This window comes from Salinibacterium sp. (assembly GCF_031364185.1).
GTDB lineage: Bacteria > Actinomycetota > Actinomycetes > Actinomycetales > Microbacteriaceae > Rhodoglobus.
On record NZ_JANLVV010000222.1, the window covers coordinates 1 to 11,387 of the forward strand.

10 protein-coding genes are annotated in these 11,387 nt (G+C 60.1%); 6 read left to right on the forward strand and 4 right to left on the reverse strand.

Annotation, left to right across the window (positions count from 1 at the left end; translation table 11 throughout):
- On the reverse strand, window positions 1–1,124 hold a 1,124-nt coding region (locus RMN95_RS09950), incomplete at its 3' end, for an extracellular solute-binding protein (protein ID WP_309616766.1).
- A gap of 377 nt (window positions 1,125–1,501) precedes the next feature.
- Between RMN95_RS09950 and RMN95_RS09955 the strand changes: the two genes are divergently transcribed.
- Window positions 1,502–2,374 carry a class II fructose-bisphosphate aldolase gene (locus RMN95_RS09955; protein WP_309616767.1) on the forward strand — a complete coding sequence of 291 codons (873 nt, stop codon included), beginning with the start codon at window positions 1,502–1,504 and terminating at the stop codon, window positions 2,372–2,374.
- Here RMN95_RS09955 and RMN95_RS09960 read toward each other — a convergent pair.
- From RMN95_RS09960 to RMN95_RS09970, 3 genes are read right to left on the reverse strand one after another with little or no spacing between them, the layout of a single operon-like run.
- Window positions 2,323–3,483, reverse strand: coding sequence for an amidohydrolase family protein (locus RMN95_RS09960; protein ID WP_309616768.1), 1,161 nt, complete (start codon window positions 3,481–3,483; stop codon window positions 2,323–2,325). The two genes, RMN95_RS09955 and RMN95_RS09960, sit on opposite strands and share 52 nt — an antisense overlap.
- 5 nt (window positions 3,484–3,488) lie before the next feature.
- Entirely contained in the window at window positions 3,489–4,367 is an 879-nt protein-coding gene (locus RMN95_RS09965) for an ROK family protein (protein WP_309616769.1), read from the reverse strand.
- A 2-nt stretch (window positions 4,368–4,369) separates the two neighbouring features.
- Entirely contained in the window at window positions 4,370–5,254 is an 885-nt protein-coding gene (locus RMN95_RS09970) for an SIS domain-containing protein (protein WP_309616770.1), read from the reverse strand.
- A gap of 162 nt (window positions 5,255–5,416) precedes the next feature.
- Here RMN95_RS09970 and RMN95_RS09975 point away from each other — a divergent pair, with 162 nt between their 5' ends.
- From RMN95_RS09975 to RMN95_RS09995, 5 genes are all read left to right on the forward strand, one after another.
- Window positions 5,417–6,205, forward strand: coding sequence for a DeoR/GlpR family DNA-binding transcription regulator (locus RMN95_RS09975; protein ID WP_309616771.1), 789 nt, complete (start codon window positions 5,417–5,419; stop codon window positions 6,203–6,205).
- A gap of 160 nt (window positions 6,206–6,365) precedes the next feature.
- Window positions 6,366–7,574 (forward strand): Gfo/Idh/MocA family oxidoreductase, encoded by a 1,209-nt coding sequence (locus RMN95_RS09980; protein WP_309616772.1) that lies wholly within the window; start codon window positions 6,366–6,368, stop codon window positions 7,572–7,574.
- Between the two features lie 34 nt (window positions 7,575–7,608).
- Window positions 7,609–8,559, forward strand: coding sequence for a PfkB family carbohydrate kinase (locus tag RMN95_RS09985; protein ID WP_309616773.1), 951 nt, complete (start codon window positions 7,609–7,611; stop codon window positions 8,557–8,559).
- A 261-nt stretch (window positions 8,560–8,820) separates the two neighbouring features.
- Window positions 8,821–9,915, forward strand: coding sequence for an enolase C-terminal domain-like protein (locus tag RMN95_RS09990; RefSeq protein ID WP_309616774.1), 1,095 nt, complete (start codon window positions 8,821–8,823; stop codon window positions 9,913–9,915).
- 212 nt (window positions 9,916–10,127) lie between these two features.
- A protein-coding gene (locus RMN95_RS09995; protein ID WP_309616775.1) for an IS3 family transposase occupies window positions 10,128–11,320 on the forward strand; the annotation gives its coding sequence in 2 pieces (ribosomal slippage) (window positions 10,128–10,412 and window positions 10,415–11,320; 1,191 coding nt in all).
- The last annotated feature ends 67 nt before the right edge of the window (window positions 11,321–11,387 follow it).

Consider the following 11,387-nt stretch of genomic DNA (forward strand, 5'->3'; position numbering starts at 1 on the left):
TGTTCCGCCGTGGACTGGCCGGTGAAGATCGCCTTGGACTGCGCATTAATTACCGTGAGCGCGTCAGCGGGAACGGTGAAGTCACCGCCCTGGACTCCGAACCAGGGGGCGCGTGTCGATTTCGACGACAGTTCGAAGCCTGCGAGAAATACTTTGCCCAAAGTGGGGTCTGGCGTAAATCCAACAACAGCTGGATACAGACCGTCGGTCTTCGCTCCCGCCGCAAGATAGTCCGGGTCGGTATTGAACGCGATGGCGAACTCTTGCGCCTCCTTGATGTGCTTCGAGGCAGCGCTGATGACGATGCCACCACCCGTTACAGCCGGCACGGTAGCTGGACCCGAGTTGGTCGGCATGGCGAAGAACCCGAAGTTTTCTGGATCTGCAGATTTGTCTCCAGCAGCCGCGAACCAGTTACCCATCGGCCACATCGCTGCTTTTCCGTCGAGGAACCCCTGCTCGCCCTGTGCGTAGGTCAAGCCGGTCGCGTCCGCATTGATGTATCCGTCCTTCACGATATCCGCGTACTTCTGCAATGCTGCCACCATGTCCGGATCAGTGAACTTGACCTTTCCGGCGTTCGCGTCGGAGACCCAATTCGGGTTCTTCGAGATAACGTCCGCGTTGATGATGGCTGACTGGAAAGTGGCGAATAAGGCATCGACGTCACTCCCCGCGACCTGTATTGGCGTGATGCTTGCAGCCTGGAGCATCTTGCAGTCTGCCAGGAACTCTTTGAAGGTTGTCGGCGGCGCCGTGATGCCAGCTTTCTGAAACAAGGCCTTGTTGTAGTACACGTACATGACCTGTGTGGCGACCGGCAATTGGTATTGCTTGCCGCCGATCGCACCAGCCATGGGATCCGTGAAGTCCTTGAGTTGATCTTCCGAATATGGCTCGAGAAGACCTGCCTCAACGAACTTTCCGGGCGCGACGCTGGTGATGGCGTCAGGCAATTGCCCGGTGCCTGCTAGCTGGAGCGCGTACCCGGTGATGTCGGTTGACGGCGCGGTGAGGATCTGAACAGTCACATTGGGGTTCTTCGCCTCGTAACGACCGACCGCATCCTTCCAGAACTGTGCGGTGAGGTTCGGGGACTCAAACGTGAGGAAGGAAATGTTCACTTTCTCCGTCGCCGCGGGAGTTCCCGCGCTGCAGCCCGTGAATGCGACCGCTGAAGCTACAGCAAGCGCCGCAGCCGATAGAACTATGCCTCTTCGCATTTTCCTTCTCTTTCTTCTGGCTAAATCCGCTGGTTGACGAATGTCTTCCAGTCGGCGGGCGGCTTTACACACTCTGCCACCGGTGGAACTAGTGCCGTGAGGCGATCATCCACTAGAGCTCTGATTTAAGCAAGTTTTTGATCGAATTGACCTATAAGCATGCATTATCTTCCAGAAGCAGTTAGATTGAACCTAATGCCAAAGCCGCCTCCCTGCTATTCACCACTATCGCCGACCGTCGGTCGGATCGACACGAAATGCCATCGACAGGAACGCCTGTGACACTCGTGCACGCGCGGTCGCTGATGGAGCGAGCGATTCTCGCTCGTAGTGCCACGTTGGCCTTTAACCTGGTATCCCTCGAGATGGCCGAGGCGATTATTCAAGGGGCAGAACGCGCGGGCACGGGTGTCATTCTGCAGATCAGCGAGAATGCCATTAGGTTCCACGGTGGACGGGCGACGGCGCTCTTGTGTGCTTGTCGCGAGCTTGCCGAACAGTCGACTGTTCCCATTGCAATCCATTTGGACCACGTCCAGGATCAGCAAATCGCGCGAGAGGCAATGGCTTCTGCGGCACGTACTGGCCTGACCTCGATCATGATCGATGCTGCGCACTTGCCCTACGGCGAGAACTTGGTACTCACGTCGTCGCTCACTGAGGAGGCACACGTCGCCGGCCTGTGGGTAGAGGCTGAACTGGGTGCAGTGGGCGGCAAGGACGGTGCTCACGTTTCAGGCGTGCGCACCGATCCGGAGGAAGCGCGTGCCTTTGTCGAGTTCACCCGTGTGGATGCCCTCGCGATCGCGGTGGGGAGCTCCCACGCCATGACTTCCCGCGATGCCAAGCTGGATAACGCGCTAATCGCCCAAATCAGGCGGGGTGTCGCAGCGCCGCTGGTGCTTCACGGATCATCGGGAGTTTCTGAGGAGGGAGTGCGGCAGGCGATCGACGCTGGCATCCGCAAGGTGAACATCGGTACAGCACTCGCGGTCGCCTTCACCGCCGAGTTACGAAGCTTCTTCGAGGCGGACGCCACAACCTCCGATCCACGCCGCTACCTGGCCCTTGCGCGTGATCGTGTCTCTGCCCAGGTCGCTCAGTTTTGCACACTCACCACTAATGGAAGACCCTCGACCCACACGCCCTGATGGAGCACTGCCACAACGTCGAGCGACCCGTCGAGCACGATGAGATCCGCCAGAGCCCCGGTGGCAAAGTGTCCGACGTCTCGAAGGCCGAGCGCCTGAGCAGCCCGAGTTGAAGTCGCCCCAACCGCTTCCGAAAGGGTGAAGTTGTTCTCAGTGATGAGACGGCGGAATGCGCTATCCAGCGACTTCGTCGATCCGGCAAGCGAATCGGTGTCCACTGCGCGGGCTGTTCCATCACGCACCCGGATTTCACTTCCTGCGAGTGAATAGTCGCCGTCGGCTACTCCCGTGGCGGCGATCGAATCGGAAACGGCCATGGCGCGAGCTTTGGCAATGCCGAGTACGAGGTCAACTGCGGATTGCGAAAGGTGATGACCGTCGAGAATCAACTCGAGGAAGACGCGGGGATCGAGCAGGGCGGCGCCAACCGGCCCCATTTGTCGGTGGTGAAGTTGCGGCATCCCGTTGAAGATGTGGGTTGCAACGGTGGCGCCTGCATCGATGGCTGCTCGAGCGGTTGCCTCGTCGCTCGAGGTATGACCGATGGCGGCAACGGCACCAGCTCGCACGATAGCTCTGATCGCTGGGAGGGCGCCTTTCAACTCCGGCGCAATCGTAACCATACGGATGTTGCGGGAAGCGGCAAGCAGGGACGCCACGTCGGCAGCGGCGGGTGCCCTCAGGAGTTTTGCGGAATGCGCCCCCCGATTCCTTGGCGATAGCCACGGCCCCTCAAGATGAACGCCGCGGATCAGTCCGGCTGCACAATACTTGTCCAACGCGGCCATTTGCGCAGTGAGATCTTCCATCGAAGCACTCGCGAGAGAAGCAATCGTTGTGGTGACTCCATGCTTCAGCTGCCAATCCAGCGCCGACTCAATCGGCACGCCGTTTGCGGCCTCGGAGTAGCTGATTCCGTTGGCACCATGCGTGTGTATGTCAACGAAGCCGGGCACGATCGTGCCCTGGACTCGGACGCTTGCCTCGCCTTGGAGCGGACGGGGGACGATGCCGCGACCGCTGCGCACAACGTGTCGTCCCTCGATTTGCACCCAGCCTGGCGACCAAACCACACTGTCCGTAACGACGGACGGCGCTTGAATGATCATCGTGCTCAGGCTCCAGCATGTTGTTGTGCCAGCAAGGCAGCCCCAACGGTCGCCGATCTGTCACCGAACCTCGCGCGGACGACTTGAGGGTGCCGCAACGAGCCCAGTTCGGCAGCGAAGGCGGCTCGGAGGGGCGTCAGGAGCAACTCCCCGGACTGGGCGAGTCCTCCCCCAAGGACTACGATATCGGGGCCGATCACGGCCGTCGCCCAAGCCAGAGCCTTAGCGATAGCGTCCACGGCGTCTGCCCAGACAAGTCCAGCCGTCGGATCACCCGCACGCACTCGGGCAGCGACTTCGACTGCGTCCGCGCATCCGAGCCGCCGGGCAAGCGCAGCGGCCGAGGCAACGTTCTCTAACGTAAGAGGGGTCACACCAACCCGATCCGCCGTCTGATCCACCCGAACTTGCCCGATCTCGCCTGCCCACCCCTCCGACGCGAGGATCGAGCCATGTATTACTGTCGCCATGGATATGCCGGTGCCGATTGGGATGAACATTGACGTCGTGGCCCGAGCGGACGCTCCGAGAGCTGCTTCGGCATAGGCGCCAGCCCGAACGTCCTGAACAAAAGCGATCGATCGCCCGAGCGCCGCTTCCACCAGCAACTTCATGGGAAGCCCTGTCCAGCCAAGGTTAACGGCAGAGACCACTGTCCCCGACGATTCATTTACGATCCCGGGAACCGCAATCCCGACACCCAGAAAATCGCGCCGGTGCTGGAAGTCGTCGACAAGCCCGGCAATAGCCGAAATTGTCTGGCTACCCGTTGGATCGAGGCGCGGTGTCAGCACCCGCTTGGTCGTCCGAACCGTCCCGTCGGATGCGACGAGAGCAGCTTTAATGCTGGTGCCACCAACATCGATTCCCAGCGTGAGTTCCATATTTACCTCCGTGGCAGGATAACGGACCTCGTCAGGTTACGTGGATGGTCAGGATCTAGGCCTCGCGCCTCTGCGAGTGCCACAGCGAACCGTTGGACGACGACTAAGGCCGCTTGCGCGTCGAGATTAAAGTTCACGAATCGCGCACCAGTTCGTGAGACATCATCCTCCAGGCCCGCTGGCCAGCCACCGAGGGACCAAACCAGTCGCCCAGACTGCGCGATGGCAACCGGGCCGTGCCGATAGTCCATCGCCGGGTAAGCCTCAGCCCAGAACTGCGCCGCCTCCCGCGTTTTCAGGGCGGCTTCTTGGGCAAGGCCAACGGCCCACCCGAGGCCGAGGAAAGTTACCTGATCAGCCGGGACTAAATCGCGGATTGAAACGTGGAGTGCCTCCTCGCCCTGTTGCGCCAACGCTTCAATGTCATCCCCCAGGTGCGCTCGCAGCAACGAAAGAGTCGTTGTGGCGAAGCGTGTCTGAACAATTGACTTCTCGTCGGCGAAGGGCAGGGAAATCACATGGGTAGCGACGGCCGCAGCTGGGGATTCAGGGACGGCCGTAATCAGCACCGTAGTCGTCGAACCCAGTTGGTCGAGGAGCGCAATTATTTCGGTTGTTGTTCCCGATCGCGAGATGGCTATCACTCGGTCGTATTTGCGACCCATTGGGAACTCCGATCCAGCGAACGCATCCGTCTCCCCGTCGCCCGCAGTCTCGCGCAGCACTGCGAAACTCATGGCGATGAACCACGACGTCCCGCAGCCGACGATTGCAACTCGCTCTCCTTTTATCGGAAGAGCGTGCGCAAACCCTGCCACTAGGGTCGATGCCTCACGCCAGCAGCCCGGCTGCGAGGTGATCTCCGCCTCTACAAAGGTCGCGCTCATGGAACTCCTCTTGACATTCGATAGACTCAGTTTCGTACACAAATGATCGAGTTACGCCGTAAACGAACAATTTGAATCACAATAGCAGCACTTCGGCTTCTGTGGTTGGATTGGGAATCTTCGCAGGCAAGTTCGCGAACCTTTCCAGGAAAGAGAGATACCTTGGCTCAGCAGGGACGGCTCAACGCGATCCTCGAGCTGGTCACGACCCGAGGCACCGTGTCCATCCAAGAGATCGTCGATGAGCTAAATGTGTCTGCTGCAACAGCAAGGCGCGACCTCAATAGCCTCTCCGACGAACGACTCGTCACTCGAACTCACGGCGGTGGAATGGCACTTGGGTCGGGCTACGAACTCCCGCTGCAGTACAAAATTGCCCGCAACGCCGACGAGAAACTCGCCATCGCAAAGGCCGCAGTCGCGCTAATCGGACTCGGCGCCACGGTCGGGATTAACGGTGGAACGACGACGACTGAGGTTGCCCGAGAACTCGGGCGTAGCGAGCATCTCATCAGTTCGGGTGAAGAACCCGGAGTGACGGTTGTCACCAACGCCCTGAACATTGCCTTCGAGCTCTCGGTACGCCAGCACGTGAAGATCGTGGCGACAGGCGGCGTGGCGCGCCGACAATCATACGAACTCGTCGGTCCGCTAGTAGGCAACACGATCAAAGAGTTATCCTTCGATTTTGCGATTCTCGGCGTGGACGGCCTGAGCGCCGGGTTCGGCGCAACGACGATTCACGAAGGTGAAGCTGAGGTGAGTCGCCAAATCGCGCAGGCTGCTGCGCAAGTCATAGTCGTGGCCGATGCGTCCAAACTTGGTGTTTCCACTTTCGCGCGCATCTGTGACCTGTCGGCCATCGACATTCTCGTCACAACCAACACCGTCTCCGCCGACTTCCGCGCTGCTCTCGAAGACGCCTCCGTGACCGTGATCGTTGCAGACTAAGTCGGTAACTCCGCGCAATACCTGCCAACTTTCGCGCACGACATGTAGTTGCTAACGGCTTGTCGCTAGCTTTTTGCATAGCCGTGGAAGTCGAGTAATATCGATCTTGCTCGTATGAGCGCAAAACAAGCATTACTGAACAGACCGGGTGCCAAGTCATATGAGTTCTCCAAGCGCACGTCGAAAAGCGCTGCGGCTTGCAGTAGTTGGAACAGGGGAGCGCTCAAGCTTGGCGTTGGCTGCGAACGACAAAACGACGGGTGACGAGATCGTCGCCGCAGTTGACACCTCTGAAGCGGGCCGTCTGAGAGCGGTCGCGCGATTTGGTTCTGGAATCACTGTTCATTCGAACCTGCGAGATCTCGTCCGCGCCGGCGGAATCGACGCGGCGTTCGTCACGACGCCTGATGTCACCCACGCCCCTATAGCCATCGAACTGCTTCGCGCCGGAATCGCCGTATACCTCGAGAAGCCTATGGCGACCACGCTCGAAGACGCAGATGCGATTCTCACCGCCGCCCATGAAACGCAGACCCCTCTTTACGTTGGGCACAACTACCGTCACGCGGCAGTCGTCAAGCTAATGCGTTCGATCATCCTGCGTGGCGAAATCGGACAAGTTAAGGCCGTTTGGTGCAGGCATTTTGTTGGGAACGGCGGTGACTACTACTTCAAAGACTGGCACGCCGACCGGCGCAACACGAACACACTCCTCCTTCAAAAGGCCAGTCACGACCTAGATGTAATGCACTGGCTGGCAGGCGGCTACACCAAGCGCGTTGTCGCGATGGGCGATCTCGCGGTCTACGGCCAAATTACTGACCGCGCTGACCGGTCTGGGCAGATGATGCAGGAATGGTTGTCCTATGACAATTGGCCACCACTTTCACAGACGGGGCTGAACCCCGTCGTCGACGTCGAGGACGTCTCGATGATGCTCATGGAGCTGGACAACGGCGTGTTAGCTAGTTATGAACAATGCCATTTCACCCCCGACTACTGGCGCAACTACACCGTTATTGGAACGGAGGGGCGCTTGGAGAACTTTGGGGATGTCGAAGGCGGCGTCGTGCGTGTCTGGAACTCGCGTGGTGGCTACCGTGCCTTCGGTGACGTCGACTACCCGATCGTCGAGGACCTCGAAGGACATCAGGCAGCGGACGGATTGGCCGTGGCCGAGTTCATCGCACACATCACGGATAGGTCGCCGACTCAGACCTCATTGATTGCCGCGCGCAACGCAGTCGCAGCTGGAGCCCTCGCGGCGAGGTCCATGCGTAACGGCTCCGTACCGCTGGATGTGCCACCGCTTGACCCAGCCATAGTCGACTATATCGAGCGCATTAGCGGAACGAGCACCCCGCAGTGAACGGACATCGTCCTCACCGACTCGACCCTCCCCAATGAGCTTGATCACTGCCTTTGCTCCGAGCGCATCGCTGGACGTCGCCTACACTCTGGACGAGTTGATGCCAGGCAAAATTCACAGACCGCTTCAGGTAGATCGTGAAGCTGGCGGAAAAGCCCTGAATGCCGCCCGGGCGGCGGCGGTCGTCGGCGCTGACGTGCAAATTGTCGCGATTCTCGGTGGCGCCAATGGCTCTGACATCGCGCGGCGACTACGAAACTCCGGGATCCGGTTGACCGTAGTGCCTTCTGCTGCGGAAACCCGAATGTGCGTTTCGATCGCTTCCCTCGGGAACTCCCAATTGACAGAGGTGTACGAGTACCCGTCGTCGGTCTCGGACTCCGAGTGGCGCGAGTCCCTCATCGCCCTCGATCAGGCCCTCCCCAAGCAAGAAGGCTGGCTCATCGTCTCGGGCGGAATGCCGCACAGCTTGCCAGCATCAGCTCTCGCCGAGGCGGTAAAACGCGCACAACGCGCGGGTGTCCTCGTCGCCGTGGACAGTCATGGTCCGGCACTCGCGGAGTTGTTGGCAACGGGCGCTCCCCAGGTGCTCAAAGTAAACGTCGCGGAGGCTACCGAAGCCCTCGGGCTCTACGGCGCCACACCGACGGAACTCGCCCGCGAGCTGAACCTGCGCACGTCAGCCACCGTCGTTGTCACGGACGGTACACGTGGATCCGTGTGCACTGACGGGCTCCGCATACACCACGCCATGCCGATGCTTGATGTGGGGGCGTTCCCGGTCGGAAGTGGCGACTCATTTCTCGGTGGCCTGGTCGCCAGCCTCGCACTCCGCGATCCGCTCGACAAGGCCTTTCGCCGCGCCGTTGCCTGCGCGACAGCGAATGCGCTCGTGCCCGGGACTGCGCGCTTCGATCGTGCGCGGGTCGAGGAACTGATGTCCCACGTCAACATAGTTACAACTCAATGCTCTGGGGGAAGTTAGCATCAGAATCGTCATCCACGACCGCGTCCCTCAAGAATTCCTCCCAAGCCGCGCTCACAGCAAGCTTGGAAGGTAAGCCAGAGTTGGGTCTTGCTCTAGCAATCCGTCATATCGACAAGACCATCCTGGATTTGGGGGCGGCATGGCCGATGAGCTCCCGAGCGCGGGTGGGCTGGACAAACACTTCCTCCGTCCCTCTCATGGGGAGCTACAACCAGCCCCGGTTGGGATTTACAGTGCTATTCGACGAAAGAGGAGCCAATGAAAATCACGCACGTTGAGACGTGGGCTGTTCATGTTCCGGCAGCCGAGCCGTCCTTCTCATGGCGCCAGGGTCTATCAGGTAGCCCCCCAGCAGGCGATAGGGGCGTGCTGCGTATTGGCACGGATCAGGGCGCAACGGGTGTCTCCTTCGCCACGCGCGCAGGTAGTGCCATGGCGCTGTCAGACATTGTCGATCGAGTCATTCGTGATGAGCTTGTCGGGCAAGACCCGCTTCAGCGAGAGTGGCTATGGCATCGCATATTGGAACTGGATCGCATCGAAGAATTCGCGCTCCCCATGCTCGGGATGGTCGATATGGCGCTGTGGGATCTCGCGGCCCGGCAATATGAAGTTCCAGTTTGGGAACTCATGGGTGGATTTCGTCTCAAGCTACCCGCCTACGCTTCCACTGCAACATTCGCATCAACAGCTGAATATCTCGATGTTGCGGACCAAGCACTCGCACTGGGGTACCACGCGATCAAACTGCACGCTTGGGGAGATGCAAAGCGAGATGCAGCGTTATCAATCGCACTTCGCGAGCACGTCGGACCAGACATCGATCTAATGTTCGACGGGTCTGCTGGCTTTGATCTACCGGACGCTATTCGACTCGGACACACGCTTTCGGATGCAAAGTACCTTTGGTACGAGGAACCGATTCGGGAACATTCAATCTCTTCGTATGCGCAGCTGGCGCGCGCGGTGAGGGTGCCACTCTTGGTCGCCGAGACTTCTGATGGCTCGTATATGAACTCCGCGGACTTCATCCGGGCGGGCGCTGCGACATTTGGCGTGCGGGCAAGTACAGGTTTGCGCGGCGGCTACACCGGATCACTGCGCACAGCACATCTTGCCGACTCATTCCGATTGAGAGCCGAAATCCACGGCGGTGATATACCGAATCAGCATCTGGCGATGGCTATTCCGAACACGACCTACTACGAATCGCTCGTCACCTCGTTGCCCGTAGTTAGGGAGGCCGGAATCGGCGCGGATGGCATGCTGCTTGCTCCAACAGGCCCAGGGGCTGCCTTGCCATTCGGACTTGATTATCCTGATGCCTTGGCTGGCTACGCCGCAGACGTTTGACTTCACAATTGAGTTTTGTCGCTTGACGCTCAGTTGTTCCTCCGCCAACTCGGCGTCACCGACCTATCAATTTGGTGATCCCGCCTGCAGGACCGCCACGAGTGCAATCGGTGAAAACACGTCAGGGCGCCGATACGCCAGGGGGGTTTGCTGCACGGTTAGGTGACATCTGATCTGGCTTGCCCGGGAGGGTGGCCTGGAAGGATGGCATCGTGCCAAAGCCTTATCCCACCGAGTTTCGTGATGACGTCGTGCGCGTCGCCCGCAACCGCGAACCTGGAGTCACGATCGAGCAGATCGCGAAAGACTTCGGGGTCCACCCGATGACTTTGCAGTCCTGGTTGCGTCGCGCTGCGGTCGACGAGAGCGCCAAGCCCGGTCACTCCCGAACGGAGTCGGCCGACCTGCGGGAAGCGCGCAAGCGGATCCGACTCCTTGAGCAGGAGAACGAGATCCTGCGGCGGGCGGCGGCGTATCTATCGCAGGCGAATCTGCCGGGAAAAGGTTCTACCCGCTCGTGATGGAGCTCGCTGCTGACAGGATCCCTGTCGCGGTGACGTGTTGGGTATTGAAGCTCTCTCGCCAGCCTTACTACCGGTGGCTGGCCGACCCCATCACACCCAGCGAGGTCGTGCAGGCGTATCGTGCGAACGCGTTGTTCGACGCGCACCGGGATGACCCCGAGTTCGGGCATCGGCTCCTCGCGGACGAGGCCCGCGACGCCGGTGAGTCGATGGCCGATCGCACCGCGTGGCGGATCGCATCCGAGAACGGCTGGTGGTCTGCGTTCGGGAAGAAACGGCGCCGCAACGGCAAGAAACCCGGCCCATCCGTGCACGACGATCTGTGCACTATCACCGACGAGGACGGGCGGACCCGACACGAGTTCACCGCGTCCGGCCCGAACCAGCTGTGGCTGACCGATATCACGGAGCACAAAACGGCGGAAGGCACGCTTTACCTCTGCGCGGTCAAAGACGTGTTCGGCAACAAGATCGTCGGGTACTCCATCGACTCCAGAATGAAGTCGAGCCTGGCTGTCAACGCGCTCAACAACGCAGTCGCGATACGCGGGAACGGTGCCGGCTGCATCGTTCACAGCGACCGAGGCAACCAATTCCGAAGTCGAAAATTTCTGCGCGCTCTGACCCGCCACCGCCTGGTCGGATCGATGGGCCGGGTGGCCTCGTGTGGGGACAACGCGGCGATGGAATCGTTCTTCGCCCTGCTGCAGAAAAATGTTCTCGACCGCCGCTCCTGGACCACCCGCGAGCAGCTCCGCATCGCGATCGTGACCTGGATCGAACGCACCTACCACCGACGACGACGACAAGCGGCACTGGGCCGGTTGACCCCGATCGAATTTGAGACCATCATGAACACGCCAGCCGCACAGGCTGCGTGACTAGAAACTGTCACCTAACCGTGCAGCAGACCCCAGAGTTATCCGAGCTCATTTGAGTGAATTGCAA